Source organism: Pseudomonas poae, assembly GCA_028869255.1.
Taxonomy (GTDB): domain Bacteria; phylum Pseudomonadota; class Gammaproteobacteria; order Pseudomonadales; family Pseudomonadaceae; genus Aquipseudomonas; species Aquipseudomonas poae_C.
Window position 1 is genome coordinate 2675187 of record CP110972.1, and the last position, 17275, is coordinate 2692461.

Sequence of the window (17275 nt, forward strand, 5' to 3'; positions counted from 1 at the left end):
CCATTTCGATTTAGCAGGAGTGAAGAAATGTCATCTACCGCTGAAACACGCCCGCCGCTACCGCCTTTTACCCGTGAGTCGGCTATTCAAAAAGTACGCCTGGCCGAAGACGGCTGGAACTCCCGCGACCCAGAACGCGTGTCGTTGGCCTATACGCTGGACACAAAATGGCGCAACCGCGCCGAGTTCGCCCATAACCGCGAAGAAGCCAAGGGGTTTCTCACCCGCAAGTGGGCCAAGGAACTGGATTACCGGCTGATCAAGGAGCTGTGGGCCTTTACCGATAACCGCATCGCCGTGCGCTATGCCTATGAATGGCACGACGATTCCGGCAACTGGTTCCGCTCTTATGGCAATGAGAATTGGGAATTCGACGAAAATGGCCTGATGGCCAACCGTTTTGCCTGCATCAACGACCTGCCGATACAGGCGAGCGATCGCAAGTTCCACTGGCCGCTGGGCCGCCGCCCGGATGATCATCCGGGGTTGTCCGAGCTGGGGCTGTAGCTTGGAGCCGCGAGCTTGAAGCTTCAAGCTTCAAGCTTCAAGCTCGCGGCTTGCGGCTTAATCCTGATTCAGGCCCACGCGATACAACACGCCATCATCCTCATCGGTCAACACATACAAATAGCCATCCGGCCCCTGCCGCACATCCCGAATCCGCGCCTTCAAACCGCCGAGCAAACGTTCTTCGTGAATCACCTTATCGCCATCGAATTGCAGGCGAATCAATTCCTGGCTGACCAAGGCGCCGATAAACACGTTGTGCTGCCAAGGCTTGAAGCGGTCGGCATCGTAAAACGCCATGCCGCTGATGCCTGGAGACTTTTCCCAGACATGATGCGGCGCTACCGTGCCTTCCACGGTCTTGCCTTTAGCCTCTGGAATGGGTGTCAGCGAATAGTTGATGCCGTGGGTCGCCAGCGGCCAACCGTAGTTCTTGCCGCGCTCAATGATGTTGATTTCATCCCCGCCACGCGGCCCATGCTCGTTCTCCCAGATCGTGCCGCTCCAGGGGTTCAGTGCCAGCCCCTGCGGGTTGCGTTGGCCGTAAGACCAGATCTCGGGGCGCACGCCTTCCTGGCCGACAAAGGGGTTGTCATCAGGCACGCGGCCGTCCGGGTAGATGCGCACGACTTTGCCCTGCAACTTGTCCAGGTCCTGGGCAGTCGGGCGGTCATTGTTTTCACCCAGGGTCACGAACAGGTAGCCATCGCGGTCAAACGCGAGGCGCGAGCCGAAGTGGTTGCCGGTGGAGAGTTTGGGCTCCTGGCGCAGGATCACTTTGAAATCGCTCAAGCCACTCAGGTCCGCCGCCAAACGGCCACGGCCGACAGCGGTCCCGGCCTTGCCGTCCTTGCCACCGCCTTCGGCGTACGACAGGTACACCATGCGGTCCTGCTTGAAGTCCGGCGACAGCACCACATCCAGCAAACCGCCCTGCCCTTTGGCCCACACTTCGGGCACACCGGTCAGCGGCGCAGAGAGCTTGCCGTCGGGGCTGACAAAGCGCAGGTGGCCGGGGCGCTCCGTGACCAGAAAGCCTTGCTTGTCCGGCAAAAACGCTACGGCCCATGGATGGTCAAGGCCCTTGGCGATCGGCGTGGCAGTGATGCTGCCTTGCTCGCTGGGGAACTGCTGGGCATCGGCTGCGTAAACGGTGCTCATGGCCGTTGCACAAAGGGCGGCTAACAACGTTGTGCGTAGAAACATAGGGCGAAATCCTTACCGGCGATTGCCGTTGGCATCATAAGTGGGGGCTTTGGTTTCGGTGGCCGGACGGCTGGGGGCGGCATTGCGCTGGGGATAGCGATTGCCGATGCCACCGTTTTCCAAGGTCGGTGTGCGCTGGGTCGGCCCGGTCTGAATACCACGGGTCGCAGGCGCAGTGGGCTGGGTGCCCTGCATGCTGTTGGGGTTGGCCCGGTGAATCGGGCCACTATCGGAATTGTTGCTGCCCGGCAAGTTCTGCGCCTGCACAAAGGGCACAAGGGCCAGGCCCAATACCAACGCTGCAACGTGACGCACACAGCTGTTCATGACAAAGCCTCTGTGGGGTGAGGAGTACGTGCTTTCGATAACACGCTACGCCTTGGGTTCGGCTTTTGGCATTAAATAGTTTCTCATCAGGTGTAACACGATCTGTCCGCACATCTGTCGAGGGAAACTTTCGCACAGCCTCCCAGTCACCAGAAGACAGCCTCATCTCAAGGAGTCGCACTTATGCCACGGGCAATCTGGAAAGGCGCCATCAGCTTTGGCTTGGTTCATATCCCGGTGTCGCTGGTCTCGGCCACCTCCGCCCAGGGCGTGGATTTCGACTGGCTGGACAAACGCAGCATGGACCCGGTGGGCTACAAGCGCATCAACAAGACCACCGGCAAGGAGGTCACCAAGGAGAACATCGTCAAGGGTGTGGCCTTCGAAAAAGGCCGCTATGTAGTGCTCAGCGAAGACGAAATCCGCTCGGCCCATCCCAAATCGACCCAGACCATCGAAATCATTGCGTTTGTCGAGAGTGACCAGATCCCCCTGCAGAACATCGACACCCCCTATTTCCTGGCGCCGGATAAACGCGGCGGCAAGGTCTACGCGCTTTTACGCGAAACCTTGAAAAAAACCCGTAAGGTCGCGCTGGCCAATGTGGTGCTGCACACCAAACAGCACCTGGCGGCGCTGATGCCCCTGGACTCGGCGTTGGTGCTGGTGATGCTGCGCTGGCCCGCTGAAGTGCGCAGCCTGGATGAACTGGAGCTCGGCAGTGAGGTGACCAAACCCAGCCTGGCCAAGGGCGAGCTGGACATGGCCAAGCGCCTGGTGGAAGACATGAGCGCCGATTGGCAGCCTGAGAAATACCGCGACAGCTTCCAGGAGAAAATCATGGCGCTGGTGGCGAAGAAGGCCAAGGCCGGCAAGATCGAGGACGTGGAATCCAAGGAGGGCAGCGAGGAGCGCAAGTCGGCCGATGTGCTCGACCTGACCGAATTGCTCAAGCGCAGCCTGGCCGGCAAACCGGCGGCAAAAAAACCGGCGGCAAAAAAAATCCACAAAAAAAGCCTCTTGAGCCTGCCATAGGCGGGAGAACGACATGGCAAAGCCCCTGAGCGAATACAACCGTAAACGCGACTTCGAGATCACCGCCGAACCGGCCGGCAGCGCCCCCGCTGGCAAACGCAGGGCCTCGGCGCTGAGCTTTGTGATCCAGAAACACGACGCACGCAACCTGCACTATGATTTTCGCCTGGAGCTGGGCGGCGTACTGCTGAGCTGGGCCGTGCCCAAGGGCCCAAGCCTGGACCCAAGCCAGAAACGCCTGGCCGTGCACGTTGAGGATCACCCCCTGAGCTACGGCAGCTTCGAGGGCAGCATCCCGGCCGGCCAATACGGCGCCGGGGAAGTGATTGTGTGGGACCGCGGCATCTGGCAACCCCACGACGACCCGCGCAAGGCCTACGCCGCCGGCAAACTCAAATTCACCCTGGTCGGCGAGAAGCTATCGGGTGATTGGGCGCTGGTGCGTACGCGCCTCAAGGGCAGCGGTGACAAGGAACAGTGGCTGCTGATCAAGGAGAAGGACCCACAAGCGCGCCCCGCCGCTGACTACGACATTGTTCAGGCCCAACCCAAAAGCGTACTCAGCGATGCATCGGTCGGTAAACCACGCGCCAAACCGAAGAAAGCCAGCGCCGCCCTTCCCGAGCGCTTCACACCGCAACTGGCGACCCTGGTGGACCGTGCGCCGGAGGGCAATTGGCAATACGAAATCAAGTTTGACGGCTACCGCATGCTTGCGCGCGTCCGCGACGGCGAAGTGCGCCTGTTCACCCGCAACGGTCACGACTGGACCGAGCGCCTGCCGCGCCAGGCCAAGGCGCTGCGCGCCCTCAAGCTCAAGGACAGCTGGCTCGATGGCGAAGTGGTCAGTCTCAACGGCGACGGTTTGCCGGACTTCCAGGCGTTGCAAAACGCCTTTGATATCGGCCGCAGCCTGGACATTGTCTACTACCTGTTCGACGCACCGTTCCTGGACGGCAGTGATCAGCGCCAGGCGCCCGTAGAGGAACGTCGGGCGGCACTCAAGGCGGCCCTGTCTGGCAGCCGCAGCAAACTGCTGCGCTACTCCGAAGCGTTTAACGCCAACCAGCGCGATATCTTCGAAAGCGCCTGCGACCTGGCGCTGGAAGGCGTGATCGGCAAGCGTCTCGGCAGCCCTTATGTCTCCAGCCGCAGTACCGACTGGATCAAGCTCAAATGCCGGTTGCGCCAGGAGTTCGTGATTGTCGGCTACACCCGCCCCCAGGGTTCGCGCAGCGGCTTCGGCGCGCTGCTGCTGGCGGTCAATGATGACTCGGGGCTGGTGTATGCCGGGCGCGTGGGCACCGGGTTTGACCAGGCCGCGCTGAAAAATATCTACGCCCAACTCACGCCCCTGGAGCGTAAGGCGTCGCCGCTGGCAAAACCGCTCACCAGCACCCAGGCGCGTGGCGTGCATTGGGTGGAGCCGAGCCTGGTCGGCGAGGTGCAATTTGCCGAATGGACCCGTGAAGGCGTGGTGCGCCAAGCCGCCTTTGTCGGGATGCGTACCGACAAGCCCGCCGCGCAGATCATCCACGAGCAGCCGCGTACGGCCAAATCCCTGAAAGCCTCCAAACCCGCGAAAAAAGCCGATGCCGGCGTAAGCATCAGCCACCCCGAACGCGTCATCGACCCGCAAAGCGGCACGACAAAACAGCAGCTGGCGCAGTTCTACCACAGCATCAACGAGTGGCTCCTGCCCTTTCTGCGTAAACGCCCCGTCGCTTTATTGAGGGCGCCGGAAGGCATCGAGGGCGAGCAGTTCTTCCAGAAGCATTCAGAGCGCCTGGCCATTCCCAACATCAAGCAACTGGACCCGGCACTGGACCCGGGCCATGCGCGCCTGATGGAGATCGACACGGCGAGCGCGCTGATCGGCGCCGTGCAAATGGGCAGCATTGAATTGCACACCTGGGGCGCCACGTCGGACAAAATCGAAACCCCAGACCTGTTTGTGCTGGACCTCGACCCCGACCCGGCATTGCCCTGGAAGGCCATGCTGGAAGCGGCGCAACTGACCCTGTCGGTGCTCGATGAACTGGGGCTTGAAGCCTTTATCAAGACCAGTGGCGGCAAGGGCTTGCACCTGGTCGTACCGCTGGCACGGCGCGATAGCTGGGACACGGTCAAAGCCTTTGCCAAAGCCATCGCCCAGTTCATGACCGCGCAACTACCCGAGCGTTTTACCGCCACCTCGGGGCCGAAAAACCGCATCGGCAAGATCTTTATCGACTACCTGCGCAATGCCCGCGGCGCCAGCACGGTGGCCGCCTACTCGGTGCGGGCACGGCCGGGGCTGCCGGTGTCGGTGCCGATCAGTCGCGAGGAGCTGCAAGGATTGCGTGGCGCACAACAATGGACAGTGGCCAATCTGCAGGAGCGCCTGCGGGGCTTGAAGGCGGATCCGTGGGCCGGTTATGCCAACCGGCAAAAGATCAGCCGCAAGATGTGGGACAAGCTGGGCGCCACACCGCAGAAGTGATTCGCGCCCTGGCTGAGCCCTAGATAATCAGGAAAATCGCCGCCAACGCCGCGAAGATCGCCCATTTTTCCAGGTAGTACCGCGTACGGTTGCGCTTTTTCAGCTCTTTGCCACGCAAACGGATCTTGTACAGGCGGGTAAAGGCGCGGTTCAACCCGCCGGTCTTGTCACTGGCATCGTTGGGCGAGCCAGCGGCCGCCATCACGTTGCGGCTGAACCAGCGGTTGAACGCCGCAGCCCAACGGTATTTCATCGGCCGCTCGATATCGCAGAACAAAATGATGCGGTTCTGCTGCGTGGTGTTCTCGGCGTAGTGAATATAGGTTTCGTCAAACATCACCGGCTCGCCATCGCGCCAGTAATAGTTTTCGCCGTCCACATTGATGTAGCAGCCAGGATCATTCGGAGTGTCCAGGCCCAAGTGGTAACGATAGGAGCCCGCATACGGGTCGCGGTGGCGCACCAGCTTCGAGCCCGGTGGCAGCTCGGCAAACATCGCCGCCTTGATCGAACCGATGCTCTGCACCAACTCGGTGGTGCGCGGGCACAGCTTCATCGCCGACGGGTGACTGTCGCCGTACCACTTCAGGTAAAAACGCTTCCAGCCCGATTTGAAAAACGAGTTGAAGCCCACGTCGTTGTATTGGTCGGAGCGCTTGATTTCACCGGCACGCATCAGGTTCTGACCTTCCTGGCGAATTTCTTCCCAGTGAGCCTGTAGCGGGCTCAGGTCGGGGAAATCGCTCGGCGACAGGTAAGGTCGGCTGGGCAGTTTGGAGAACAGATAAAGGAAGCAGTTGATCGGTGCCAGAAACGTCGAGTGATCACTGAGTTGGCGGCCCAGCTTGTGCCGCACCCGGCCACGCAGGTGTACATACGCGATGGAGGCAACGTAGAGAACAACAATAATGAGTTTCAAGGGATTTCGTCACACGTCAGAAGAGAACAGGCTGCTCCCTCCGTGCCCACAACGGCCGAGGATGAATAGCAGCACCTGAAATCACAATTCACACAAGTGGCACGAGCGGTTCGGTGGCGACCCGATTCATGACCATTGGCAGTTATTTAGCCACAGTTTGTAACCAAAAGTTAACTAAGAATTGTGAAAAGCTGTCTTCTGAATGTGCTGGGCGTGCGCTTCGCCTGGTGTGCTGGATGGCTGGCCCGCGAGGCGTCTGTGCTGCATGATGGGCGCAATAAACGCCAACCCAAGGAATGTGTATGCCCACCCTTTCAGACCCGGATTTCCAAGCCCTTCAAGGTGCCTGGGAGCAAACCTCGCTCGAGGACAGCGGCGTGCTCAACCCTGTGGATGCCCACACTGCCCCTGGCGCTATCACCACCATTGACGGTGACCGCTTCGACGTCAAGACAGTCGAGGGCGAGGTGTTATTGGCCGGGCGGTTTTCCCTGGACAGCAGCACCGTTCCCAAAAGCATTACCTGGGTGGACGCCATGGGGGATGACGCCGGCAAACAACTGCCCGCCAGCTATCGCCTTGAAGGCGATGAGTTTGTGTTCATTGCAGCCGATGAAGGTATGCCCAGGCCGGTCGCATTTCGTACCGGCCCAGGCCAAACCATGCGCACCTTTATTCGGCGCGCTTGATACAGCGCCATCCGAATTTGCGACGGCATTTTCACAAAGCCTTCACTTTCCGGCCTATAGGGTGAAGCCTACCTACTCCAGTGAATCCCTTGGCCCGCCTCTCTTCTCGCGGGCTTTTTTTTGCCTGGAGAAAAGCCTGCTCAGGCCTCACGCTTAGTGGCGGTCAGGGTAAAGCACAGGGGCACCTGGGCCGCCTGATGCTCATACTGGTCGTAGAGTTCTTCGCGGTTGGAGTGGGCGTACTCCTGCAGATGGCTGATCTGCAATTGCGCGTCGACCGCTGCGGTCACCACATCCCCCAGCGTGTGCACATACCAATAGGAAGTCGGCCCGGCCACTTCGCCCTGGCCTTCGTACACAATCGATTCGTGCAACACAAAAGGCTCGCGGCGGAAATACGAGCTGGCAGGCAGCAGCGGGTTGTCGGCCCGAGGGTCGAACACTTCCAGAAACGGATGGGTTTCATACATCACCAATGTGCCGCCAGGCTTCAGCGTGCTGGCAACATGGCGCATGAACTGCACCACGTCCGGCATCCAGCCCAGCACGCCGATGGTCACCAAGGCGATATCAAAGCGCTCGTGCAAGCCTTGCGGCAGTTGGTGGATATCGCTTTCGATAAATTCAGGGCTGTGCGGCGAAACACTGGCCAGTTCACGCGCTTGTTGAAGAAACGCCCGAGATTGGTCCACACCCACCACCGAACGTGCGCCCAGGCCGTACAGCGACAGGCTTTCGCGGCCGTTGTTGCAGCACAGTTGCACCACGTCTTTGCCGGCCACGCCGATGTCGCGCAGCAAGCCAGAGAGGGTGGGGTCCAGGCAGGAAAAATCAGCATCGCCAACCCGGTTAAGGAGAGCGCTCCAAGTGTCAGTGGTTTTGTGCAGGTCAGCGGATTGGTCCCAGGCGTCCTTGTTGCAGGCAATCGCGTGTTGAGCTGAGGGCATGTCCATTGCATCTCCAGATAATCGTTACAGCGGGGCTCAGAAAATAAGCCAAGCGCCCACAGATTAAAACCCGCCAAGCGTACGAAACTTAACGCAAAGGCGGCGGGTCACTAACGCAATGCGTGTTCAGCCGTTGAACGCCCCTCTCGAAGACTGCGCCATGGCCAGACACTCCGACCTGCGTAATACCCTGTCCCTGGACAGCCTGAACTTCTTCCTGGCGGATGTTCGCGACGGCCTTGGGCCGTACCTGGCCATCTATCTGCTGGCGGTGCACAAGTGGGACCCGGCGAGTATTGGCGTGGTCATGACCCTGGCCGGTATCGCCGCGCTGATCACCCAGGGCCCGGCGGGCGCATTGATCGACCGCACGCGCAGCAAGCGCGCCGTGGTGGCAGCGGCGGCGATTCTGGTGACCGTGAGTTGCCTGCTGCTGCCGTTTGTCAGCTCATTCAGCCTGGTGGCCTTGACCCAGGCGGCCAGCGCCATCGCCGCCTCGGTGTTTGCACCGGCAATTTCCGCGATCTCCCTGGGCATCACCGGCCCCCGCGCCTTTACGCGGCGCACCGGGCGTAACGAAACCTTCAACCATGCCGGCAACGCGGTCGCCGCCCTGCTGGCCGGTGGCCTGGCGTACCTGTTCGGACCGGTGGTGGTGTTCTACCTGATGGCCTTTATGGCGGCGGCCAGTATCGTCGCGGTCAGTTGCGTGTCGGCCAAGGCCATCGACCATGAGGTGGCGCGAGGCTTCGACCCGGCTCACGCCTGCGATCACGAACAGCCGTCCGGGGTGAAGGTGTTGCTCGCCAACCGGCCATTGTTAGTGTTCGCCGTCTGCTGCGCGCTGTTCCATCTGGCCAACGCCGCCATGCTGCCGCTGGTCAGCCAGACGCTGTCGCAGATCAACCTGCAGATGGCCACGCCGCTGACCTCGGCCTGTATCGTCGCCGCCCAACTGGTGATGGTGCCGATGGCCTGGCTGGTGGGGGCCAAGGCCGATGTGTGGGGGCGCAAGCCGCTGTTGCTGGCCGGGTTCATGATTCTGCCGGTGCGCGGCGTGCTGTACACCTTGTCCAGTGACCCGTACTGGCTGGTGGCCGTGCAAATGCTCGACGGCATCGGCGCAGGGATCTTCGGCGCGCTGTTCCCGGTGATCGTCAAGGACCTGACCCAGGGCACCGGGCGGTTCAATGTGAGCCTGGGCGCGTTGTCCACGGCATTCGGCCTGGGCGCGGCACTGAGCAGCAGCCTGGCGGGCTTTGTGGTGCAGCAGGCGGGTTACAACGCGGCCTTCCTGACCCTGGCCGGCGTGGCGGCCGTGGCCCTGGCGCTGTTGTGGCTGGCGATGCCGGAGACGTTGATAAAACCATCTTTCGCCTGCCATACAACTGTCGCCTGACATATGCGACAATGCGCGCCAAATTCCAACACACATCCCCCATTTTTTGCTCAGCGACCGGGTTTCGCGCCTTGATGTCGCTGTTGATGCATGCCTGAAGGCTCCTGCCGCCACGCTCGCAACCCATTGATAGGTAAAGTAATTGATCTCCACAGCTAACATCACCATGCAGTTCGGCGCCAAGCCGCTCTTCGAGAACGTCTCGGTCAAGTTCGGCGCCGGCAACCGTTATGGTTTGATCGGTGCCAACGGTTGCGGCAAGTCGACCTTCATGAAAATCCTCGGCGGCGACCTCGATCCGTCCGGCGGCCAGGTCATGCTGGAGCCTAACGTGCGCCTGGGTAAACTGCGCCAGGACCAGTTCGCCTACGAAGAATTCACCGTGCTCGACACCGTGATCATGGGCCACGAGGAGCTGTGGAAGGTCAAGGCCGAGCGCGACCGTATCTACTCGCTGCCGGAAATGAGCGAAGACGACGGTATGGCCGTGGCCGAGCTGGAAACCGAATTCGCCGAGATGGACGGCTACACCGCCGAATCCCGCGCCGGTGAGCTGCTGCTGGGCCTGGGCATCCCCCTGGAACAGCATTTTGGCCCGATGAGCGAAGTCTCCCCAGGCTGGAAACTGCGTGTATTGCTGGCCCAGGCGTTGTTCTCTGACCCTGAAGTGCTGTTGCTCGACGAACCGACCAACCACTTGGACATCAACACCATCCGCTGGCTGGAAAACATCCTGACCCAGCGCTCCAGCCTGATGATCATCATCTCTCACGACCGTCACTTCCTGAACAGCGTGTGCACCCACATGGCTGACCTGGACTACGGCGAGCTGCGCCTATTCCCAGGCAACTACGACGAGTACATGACCGTGGCGACCCAGTCCCGCGAGCAATTGCTGTCGGACAACGCCAAGAAGAAGGCGCAGATCTCCGAGCTGCAATCGTTCGTCAGCCGCTTCTCGGCCAACGCCTCGAAAGCCAAGCAGGCGACGTCCCGTGCCAAGGCGATCGACAAGATCCAGCTGGCCGAGGTCAAGCCTTCGAGCCGCGTGAGCCCGTTCATCCGCTTCGAACAAACCAAGAAGCTGCACCGCCAGGCGGTCATGGTCGAAAAGATGGCCAAAGGCTTCGACGGCAAGCCGTTGTTCAAGGATTTCAGCTTCCAGGTTGAAGCTGGCGAGCGCGTGGCGATCATCGGCCCGAACGGTATCGGCAAGACCACCCTGCTGCGCACCCTGGTCAACGAGCTGACCCCGGACGCCGGTAGCATCAAGTGGACCGACGCCGCAGAACTGGGCTACTACGCCCAGGACCATGCCCACGACTTCGAAGACGACATGAGCCTGTTCGACTGGATGGGCCAGTGGACCCAGGGCGAACAAGTGATCCGTGGCACCTTGGGCCGGATGCTGTTCTCCAACGACGAGATCCTCAAGTCGGTCAAAGTCATCTCCGGTGGTGAGCAAGGTCGCATGCTGTTCGGCAAGTTGATCCTGCAAAAGCCGAACGTGCTGATCATGGACGAACCGACCAACCACTTGGACATGGAATCCATCGAGGCACTCAACCTGGCGCTGGAAAACTACCCGGGCACGCTGATCTTCGTCAGCCACGACCGTGAGTTCGTATCGTCCCTGGCCACCCGCATCATCGAATTGAGCCCAAGCGGCGTGATCGACTTCAGCGGCACCTACGACGACTACCTGCGCAGCCAGGGCGTGGTGTTCTAAGCACCCATTGAGTTGTGGCGAGCGGGCTTGCCCGCGTTGGGGTGCGAAGCAGCCCTAGAATCAAACACCGCGTTTCTGTCTGACAGAGCGCGGTGTTTTTTTATTGGGCCTGCTTCGCAGTCCAACGCGGGCAAGCCCGCTCGCCACACCAAGCCCGCTTACCCCACCAAGCCAGTCCACCCCAGGCAAACCTGTCATCAGACAAAGTACTTAGCCTGCTTTCCTTTCCCCCACGCCCTTGCCATCATGCCGTTACCGCCCGCCCGCGAACGAGTGACCATGCCTGCCGCCGCCCCCAGCTCAATGTCGATCACTTTGCAGATCGTCTCTATCGTCTTCTACACCTTCATCGCGTTTATCTGCATCGGCCTGCCGATTGCGGTCATCCCAGGCTATGTGCATGAGCAACTGGGTTTCAGCGCGGTGGTGGCGGGGATCACCATCGGTTCGCAATACCTGGCCACCCTGCTCAGTCGGCCTATGGCTGGGCGCATGTCCGACAACGTCGGCACCAAGCGTGCGATTGTGCTGGGCCTGGCGGGTATTCTGGTGAGCGGCGTGCTGACGTTTTTCGCGACATTGGTTGAGAGCCTGCCGGCCTTGAGCCTGGGCATCCTGATCGTCGGCCGACTGCTGCTCGGCGTGGCTCAGGGCCTGATCGGCGTAGGCACCATCAGTTGGTGCATGGGCGCAGTCGGCGCCGAACACACGGCGCGCTCGATTTCCTGGAACGGCATTGCCTCCTACGGCGCCATCGCCATCGGTGCGCCGCTGGGCGTGGTGATGGTCGCGCAATATGGCTACACCAGCCTCGGCATCGCCCTGACGGTATTGTCGGCGCTGGGCCTGGTGCTGATCCGCAATAAACCTTCGGTACCGGTGGTGCGCGGCGAGCGGCTACCGTTCTGGGCGGTGTTCGGGCGCATCGCGCCGTTTGGCGCCAGCTTGTGCCTGGCCTCAATCGGCTACGGCACGCTCACCACGTTTATCACGCTGTACTACCTGAATCGCGGCTGGGCCGGCGCGGCGTACTGCCTCACGGTGTTTGGCGTGTGCTTTATCCTGTCGCGGCTGGTGTTTATCTCGGCCATCAGTCGCTTTGGCGGCTTTCGGGCGGCGATTGCCTGCATGACCATCGAGACCCTGGGCCTGACCCTGCTGTGGCTGGCGCCATCCACCGGCATCGCCTTGATCGGTGCCGGGTTGACCGGCTTCGGCTTGTCGCTGGTGTACCCGGCGCTGGGCGTAGAGGCCATCAAGCAGGTGCCCAATAGCAGCCGGGGTGCGGGGCTGAGTGCATATGCGGTGTTTTTTGATTTGGCCCTGGCGATTGCCGGGCCATTGATGGGGGCCGTCGCGCTGAACCTCGGCTACGGCTGGATTTTCTTCTGCGCCGCGCTGTTGTCGGTCACAGCGCTGGGCCTGACGTTGTTGCTCAAGCGGCGCGCTTACTGATCGGCGGTCTGCAAGCCGGCACGGGTGGGTTGACCGAGGGTGTGGCTGAAAAAGCGCCCGGCCTCCGAGATCAGGTCACGGTGAATGCCTTCGCGGTCGACACCGTCGGCATCGGTGCACATCGCCGGCATCGCCGCCAGCTGGTCGCTGTCGCATGGCGCCATGAACACGAAGTGCCCTGCCCCGGCCAGCAGCTTGAAGTCCGGCGGCTCCGGCAGTTTGCGCGCCAGGGCCGCGGCGTTTTTGTCCACGGCCACCAGTTTGTCGCCGTCACCGCTGTAAAGCAGCACCGGCACATGCACATCGGCCAAGGTGTGGCGGCCGAACATCAGGCTCAGCGGCGCCATCAGCATCAAGGCATGAATGCGCGGATCGGCTTGCGGCTGCAGGTCGTCACGGTCCACCACCAGCTCGCCTTTGGTGGTGCAGGCGTCGCGGTCTTCCGGGCGTTCCTGGCAATAGCGGCGCAGGCGGTCGAAATCCGGCTTGGCGCCCGCCAGGATCAACGCGGTTTCGCCACCGGCCGAATAGCCGATAACCCCTACCTGATCCACGTTGACGAACGGCGACAGCATCGGATCGCCCAACGTGGCGGTGATCGCTTCGGAGATCTGGATCGGCCGGCCATACAGGTTACTGACCGTGCCCAGGCGGCTGTGGTCCTTATAGTTGTCGCCGGGGTGCAGCACCGCGACCACCACAAACCCTTTGCGCGCCAGGGACGTGGCCAGGTCATGCAGGCCCAGCGGCGTGCCGGTGTTGCCATGGGACAGCATCAGCATCGGGAAGCGGCCGATGGCAATCCTGGAATCTTCGGTGGCGGCGACGTGATAGGCGCCCAATTGCGTGGTGTGCTCGTCGCCGGTGGAGGGGTAAAAGGCCACGGCTTTCATCGGCTGCAGGTCCAGCGGGTCAAGAAAGGTCATGCGGTGGAAGCCCACACTCCAATGCGGGTGCGGCGCAGGCGCGGCGTGCACTGAAATCAGGCCGCCGAGCAGGGAAAGAACCATAACAGCACAAAGACGCATCATGAGGATGTCCACCTTTGCTGCGTGACCACGTACAACATCCGCGGCATGTCTATTTGAAAAGTCCATGGTTCAAGGTACTCGCACCGGGTGGTAAACCCATGTGTGCATAACCTGGGCCAAAGTAGTGACAGCGGGAAAACGAAAAAACTCCGTACTCCAGTCGTTTTCAGGCGGCCAGAATACAGAGTTTAGGCGCTCGGTTTCAGATTGAAACCGAGAGAAGGCGAACTTTACACAAGCCTTACGCGGCGGCGAACAATTGTTCGCTGATCAGCACGTTGGCGTCGCTCAGGGACTTGCTGCGCACTTCATCACCGTAGGCCAGGCCTTCGGCACGCACGATTTCAATGTCGGTGATACCAAGGAAGCCGAACAGCAGTTTCAGGTAGCCTTCATGCGCGGCGCCGGATGCTTGCCCAGCGTGCAGGCCACCGGCCGTCGACACGATGATAACTTTCTTGTTACCGCACAGGCCCTCAGGGCCGGCTTCGGTGTAACGGAAAGTCTGGCCAGCAACAGCGATGCGGTCGATCCAGGCTTTGAGCTGGGTTGGGATGGTGAAGTTGTACATTGGCGCGCCGATCACTACGGCATCGGCGGCGAGGAATTCAGCCAGCGAGGATGCGCTGAGGTCGGCCTCATGCTTTTGCGCAGCATCGCGCAGTTCAGCGGCGGTGCCCAAGGCCCCCAGGGTGGCACCGGAGAAGTGGTTGATGCCTTCGCTGGCGAGATCACGGTAGGTCACTTCCACACCTGGCTCAGCCGCTTGCCAAGCCTTGACCACACCAGCGCTGAGCTGACGCGAAGCCGAGTTGTCGCCGAGGATGCTGGAATCGATATGCAACAGTTTCATGGGGAAGCTCCAATTAGAATCAGCGGTGTCGATAAGATGCTGGTAAGGCTACGCATGAAACCAATAGGCGATAAGACACCTGAAATGCGATAGTTTGTCCCATCAACGGGACAATGGGCCGACCATGCAAGACCTCAACGACCTCTACTACTTCGCCAAAGTCGTCGAAGCCGGCGGCTTTGCGGCGGCCGGACGGCTGCTGGGGATTCCCAAATCGCGGCTGTCGCGGCGCATTGCCGAATTGGAAGAACGCCTGGGCGCACGCCTGCTGCAACGCACCACACGCCAATTGACCCTCACCGCCGTCGGCGAACGCTACCTGCGCCATTGCCAGGCCATGCTGCTGGAAGCGGAAATGGCCGACGAGGCCGTGGCCAGTATGTCCAGCGAGCCGCGTGGGCGGCTGCGCGTCAGCTGCCCGATCGGCATGGCCCAGCACATTCTGCCCGAGGTAGTCGCAGGCTTTCTCGCCGCCCATCCCCAGGTGCAGCTGGAAATGACCCTGGTCAACCGCCGTGTCGACCTGGTGGCCGAAGGCATCGACGTGGCCCTGCGCGTACGCGAATCGGGTGATGAAGACCCGTTGCTGGTGACCAAGCGCCTGCGCCAGGCGCAGACCGTGCTGGTCGCCAGCCCGGCATTGATGCGCGAGCATCAGGTCAATTCCCTCGACGACCTTAAACAATTACCCATATTGGGCGCGCTCGAGGCCGATCGCATGGTGCATCAGCGGATTCTCGACCCACAGGGCAACCCCCATGACTTGGTGATGGAAGCCCGGCTGGGCATCGATGATTTCATCGTGCGCAAGGCCAGCGCGATCATGGGGCTGGGCTTTACGGTGCTGCCGATGATGTACTGCGAAGAGGAGCTGGCCAGCGGCCACTTGGTGCAGCTGTTGCCGCAGTGGTCCTTGCCGGGCGGCTGGCTGCAGGCCGTGTACCCGCATCGGCGTGGCGTGCTGCCGGCGATTCGCGCCTGGATCGATTACCTGGAAGAAGGCTTCAAAAGCTGCGGAGATCGCTTGCTATGAACATGACCGAAGCACAAGTCGCGAGCTTCTGCCTGAGCCTGCCCGGCGCACGGGAGGACTACAAGTGGGGTGGCGTGCGGGTATTTTCGATTGCCGGCAACAAGATGTTCGCCCTGCAAAACCTGCGCGGTGATTCGCTGGCGTTCAAGGTCGACAAGGAACTGTTCCTCGGCCACGTCGACCGCCCGGGCATCCACCCGGCGCCGTACCTGGCGCGGGCCCAGTGGGTGATCATGAATACGCCCTACCCGCTGGGCGCCGAGGAACTGCGTGGCTTGTTGCGGCGCTCCCACCAGTTGGTGGTGAGCAAACTGCCCAAGCGCACGCAGATCGGGCTGTTGCTAGAGGATTGAAAGCAGCGTGCCGCCGAGGAACAGCTGGTCCAGCCAGAACACCTGGTGCAGCAGCACAATCACCCAGAACAACACCTGATAAGACACCTTGCGCGTCTTGTGGCGAAACACCTGCTGGGCGATCAGCGCCCCCGGCCAGCCGCCCGCCAGTTCCACGGCGTGCAGGATATTTTCCGGGGTGCGCCAGCTGTCGGTGCGGGCCTTGCGCTTGTCGCTCCAGTACAGGAAAAACGCGATCACGCTGACCACGCCATACGCCACCAGCGGGATCACCGTTTCGCCGCGATACCACAGCAACCCCGCGCCCAACAGCGGCGCCGCGCACAGCAGTACAAAGAGCGCCGCCTTGAGGCGCGGGTGCTGGATCATCATGCCTTGGCCGCTGCCCAGTCGATCCAGCCGAACTGCCAGGTCGCCAGGATCAGCAAGCCGAACGCAATGCGGTACCAGGCAAACGCCGCATAACTGTGGCTGGCAATAAACTTCAACAGGCCCTTGACCGCAATCATCGCAAAGATGAACGAGGTGACAAACCCGATGGCAAACACCGGCAGGTCCGCCGGCTGGAACAGGTCGCGGTACTTGTAGCCCGAGTACACCGCGGCACCGACCATGGTCGGCATCGCCAGGAAGAACGAGAACTCGGTAGCGGTCTTGCGCGACAGGCCGAACAGCAGGCCACCGATGATGGTCGAACCCGAGCGCGAAGTGCCCGGAATCATCGCCAGGCACTGGGCGAAGCCGACCTTGAGCGCGTCCTTCCAGGTGATGTCATCCACGGTTTCGGCATGCACTTCGTGTTCGCGGCGCTCGGCCCACAACATAATGACGCCGCCCACCACCAAGGCCGTGGCCACGGTGATCGGGTTGAACAGGTAATGGTGAATCAGGTCGGCGAAAATCACGCCCAGCACCACGGCCGGCAGGAAGGCAATCAACAGGTTGACGGTAAAGCGCTGGGCCTTGCGCTGCGTCGGCAGGCCGGTGACCACCTCGAGGATCTTGCCGCGAAACTCCCAGACCACCGCCAGGATGGCGCCCAGCTGGATGATGATATTGAACGCGTTGAAGCGGTCGCCGCTGAAGTCCAGCAAGTCGGCGACAATGATCTGGTGGCCGGTGCTGGAGATCGGCAAAAACTCCGTCAGCCCTTCCACGACGCCCAGAATCACTGCCTGAATGGCGGTCCACAAATCCATACTTCCCCCAAAGGTCATGCTCAACGGCATGCCTTGTTTATCTTTTGATGTTCACTGACGAGCACACTCAAGGCCCGATGTTGATTTTCAACGCCGGCCTGCAAAAATTCC

General features: G+C 61.2%; 17 protein-coding genes. 9 read left to right on the top strand and 8 right to left on the bottom strand.

What is annotated here, in order from left to right:
- Positions 1–27: 27 nt before the first annotated feature.
- Entirely contained in the window at positions 28–507 is a 480-nt protein-coding gene (locus tag LRS56_12225; GenBank protein ID WDU65144.1) for a nuclear transport factor 2 family protein, read from the top strand.
- 57 nt (positions 508–564) lie between these two features.
- Here the strand turns inward: LRS56_12225 and LRS56_12230 are convergent, their stop codons facing one another.
- Both LRS56_12230 and LRS56_12235 read right to left on the bottom strand, forming a co-directional pair.
- Positions 565–1713: a PQQ-dependent sugar dehydrogenase gene (locus LRS56_12230; GenBank protein WDU65145.1), complete on the bottom strand. Its 1149-nt coding sequence runs from the start codon at positions 1711–1713 to the stop codon at positions 565–567.
- A 12-nt stretch (positions 1714–1725) separates the two neighbouring features.
- Positions 1726–2040, bottom strand: a complete 315-nt coding sequence (locus LRS56_12235; protein WDU65146.1) for a hypothetical protein — start codon at positions 2038–2040, stop codon at positions 1726–1728.
- Between the two features lie 183 nt (positions 2041–2223).
- On the opposite strand from LRS56_12235, the gene LRS56_12240 reads away from it, so the two are divergent.
- Positions 2224–3075 carry a Ku protein gene (locus LRS56_12240; protein WDU65147.1) on the top strand — a complete coding sequence of 284 codons (852 nt, stop codon included), beginning with the start codon at positions 2224–2226 and terminating at the stop codon, positions 3073–3075.
- A 13-nt stretch (positions 3076–3088) separates the two neighbouring features.
- Positions 3089–5557 (top strand): DNA ligase D, encoded by a 2469-nt coding sequence (gene ligD / locus LRS56_12245; protein ID WDU65148.1) that lies wholly within the window; start codon positions 3089–3091, stop codon positions 5555–5557.
- A 19-nt stretch (positions 5558–5576) separates the two neighbouring features.
- On the opposite strand, the gene lpxO is transcribed toward ligD, so the two are convergent.
- Complete coding sequence (gene lpxO, locus LRS56_12250; protein ID WDU65149.1) at positions 5577–6476, bottom strand: lipid A hydroxylase LpxO; 900 nt, start codon at positions 6474–6476, stop codon at positions 5577–5579.
- A gap of 302 nt (positions 6477–6778) precedes the next feature.
- Here lpxO and LRS56_12255 point away from each other — a divergent pair, with 302 nt between their 5' ends.
- Positions 6779–7165: a TIGR03067 domain-containing protein gene (locus LRS56_12255; GenBank protein ID WDU65150.1), complete on the top strand. Its 387-nt coding sequence runs from the start codon at positions 6779–6781 to the stop codon at positions 7163–7165.
- A gap of 140 nt (positions 7166–7305) precedes the next feature.
- On the opposite strand, the gene LRS56_12260 is transcribed toward LRS56_12255, so the two are convergent.
- Positions 7306–8118: a class I SAM-dependent methyltransferase gene (locus tag LRS56_12260; protein ID WDU65151.1), complete on the bottom strand. Its 813-nt coding sequence runs from the start codon at positions 8116–8118 to the stop codon at positions 7306–7308.
- A gap of 154 nt (positions 8119–8272) precedes the next feature.
- Here LRS56_12260 and LRS56_12265 point away from each other — a divergent pair, with 154 nt between their 5' ends.
- From LRS56_12265 to LRS56_12275, 3 genes are all read left to right on the top strand, one after another.
- Positions 8273–9511, top strand: a complete 1239-nt coding sequence (locus tag LRS56_12265; protein WDU65152.1) for an MFS transporter — start codon at positions 8273–8275, stop codon at positions 9509–9511.
- A 142-nt stretch (positions 9512–9653) separates the two neighbouring features.
- On the top strand, positions 9654–11240 hold the full coding sequence (locus LRS56_12270; protein ID WDU65153.1) for an ABC-F family ATPase: 1587 nt from the start codon (positions 9654–9656) through the stop codon (positions 11238–11240).
- Between the two features lie 279 nt (positions 11241–11519).
- Positions 11520–12695 (top strand): MFS transporter, encoded by a 1176-nt coding sequence (locus LRS56_12275; GenBank protein ID WDU65154.1) that lies wholly within the window; start codon positions 11520–11522, stop codon positions 12693–12695.
- Here LRS56_12275 and LRS56_12280 read toward each other — a convergent pair.
- Together LRS56_12280 and LRS56_12285 are read right to left on the bottom strand one after the other, a co-directional pair.
- Complete coding sequence (locus tag LRS56_12280; GenBank protein WDU65155.1) at positions 12689–13726, bottom strand: dienelactone hydrolase; 1038 nt, start codon at positions 13724–13726, stop codon at positions 12689–12691. The two genes, LRS56_12275 and LRS56_12280, sit on opposite strands and share 7 nt — an antisense overlap.
- Positions 13727–13967: 241 nt before the next feature.
- Positions 13968–14579, bottom strand: coding sequence for an FMN-dependent NADH-azoreductase (locus tag LRS56_12285; protein ID WDU65156.1), 612 nt, complete (start codon positions 14577–14579; stop codon positions 13968–13970).
- 124 nt (positions 14580–14703) lie between these two features.
- On the opposite strand from LRS56_12285, the gene LRS56_12290 reads away from it, so the two are divergent.
- Positions 14704–15612, top strand: coding sequence for a LysR substrate-binding domain-containing protein (locus LRS56_12290; GenBank protein ID WDU65157.1), 909 nt, complete (start codon positions 14704–14706; stop codon positions 15610–15612).
- A complete protein-coding gene (locus LRS56_12295; GenBank protein ID WDU65158.1) occupies positions 15609–15965 on the top strand; it encodes an MmcQ/YjbR family DNA-binding protein in 357 nt (118 codons plus the stop codon). Before LRS56_12290 ends, LRS56_12295 begins: the two co-directional genes overlap by 4 nt.
- Here the strand turns inward: LRS56_12295 and LRS56_12300 are convergent.
- Both LRS56_12300 and LRS56_12305 read right to left on the bottom strand, forming a co-directional pair.
- On the bottom strand, positions 15954–16337 hold the full coding sequence (locus LRS56_12300) for a DUF1294 domain-containing protein (protein ID WDU65159.1): 384 nt from the start codon (positions 16335–16337) through the stop codon (positions 15954–15956). The genes LRS56_12295 and LRS56_12300 overlap by 12 nt on opposite strands.
- On the bottom strand, positions 16334–17164 hold the full coding sequence (locus tag LRS56_12305; GenBank protein WDU65160.1) for an undecaprenyl-diphosphate phosphatase: 831 nt from the start codon (positions 17162–17164) through the stop codon (positions 16334–16336). Before LRS56_12305 ends, LRS56_12300 begins: the two co-directional genes overlap by 4 nt.
- Between the last annotated feature and the right edge of the window lie 111 nt (positions 17165–17275).

What these genes read in the sequence shown, in the direction of transcription:
- LRS56_12225 (WDU65144.1), top strand. Translation starts at nt 28, where the DNA reads ATGTCATCTACCGCTGAAACACGCCCGCCGCTACCGCCTTTTACCCGT.
- LRS56_12230 (WDU65145.1), bottom strand. Translation starts at nt 1,713, where the DNA reads ATGTTTCTACGCACAACGTTGTTAGCCGCCCTTTGTGCAACGGCCATG.
- LRS56_12235 (WDU65146.1), bottom strand. Translation starts at nt 2,040, where the DNA reads ATGAACAGCTGTGTGCGTCACGTTGCAGCGTTGGTATTGGGCCTGGCC.
- LRS56_12240 (WDU65147.1), top strand. Translation starts at nt 2,224, where the DNA reads ATGCCACGGGCAATCTGGAAAGGCGCCATCAGCTTTGGCTTGGTTCAT.
- ligD (WDU65148.1), top strand. Translation starts at nt 3,089, where the DNA reads ATGGCAAAGCCCCTGAGCGAATACAACCGTAAACGCGACTTCGAGATC.
- LRS56_12255 (WDU65150.1), top strand. Translation starts at nt 6,779, where the DNA reads ATGCCCACCCTTTCAGACCCGGATTTCCAAGCCCTTCAAGGTGCCTGG.
- LRS56_12260 (WDU65151.1), bottom strand. Translation starts at nt 8,118, where the DNA reads ATGGACATGCCCTCAGCTCAACACGCGATTGCCTGCAACAAGGACGCC.
- LRS56_12265 (WDU65152.1), top strand. Translation starts at nt 8,273, where the DNA reads ATGGCCAGACACTCCGACCTGCGTAATACCCTGTCCCTGGACAGCCTG.
- LRS56_12275 (WDU65154.1), top strand. Translation starts at nt 11,520, where the DNA reads ATGCCTGCCGCCGCCCCCAGCTCAATGTCGATCACTTTGCAGATCGTC.
- LRS56_12280 (WDU65155.1), bottom strand. Translation starts at nt 13,726, where the DNA reads ATGATGCGTCTTTGTGCTGTTATGGTTCTTTCCCTGCTCGGCGGCCTG.
- LRS56_12285 (WDU65156.1), bottom strand. Translation starts at nt 14,579, where the DNA reads ATGAAACTGTTGCATATCGATTCCAGCATCCTCGGCGACAACTCGGCT.
- LRS56_12290 (WDU65157.1), top strand. Translation starts at nt 14,704, where the DNA reads ATGCAAGACCTCAACGACCTCTACTACTTCGCCAAAGTCGTCGAAGCC.
- LRS56_12295 (WDU65158.1), top strand. Translation starts at nt 15,609, where the DNA reads ATGAACATGACCGAAGCACAAGTCGCGAGCTTCTGCCTGAGCCTGCCC.
- LRS56_12300 (WDU65159.1), bottom strand. Translation starts at nt 16,337, where the DNA reads ATGATGATCCAGCACCCGCGCCTCAAGGCGGCGCTCTTTGTACTGCTG.
- LRS56_12305 (WDU65160.1), bottom strand. Translation starts at nt 17,164, where the DNA reads ATGGATTTGTGGACCGCCATTCAGGCAGTGATTCTGGGCGTCGTGGAA.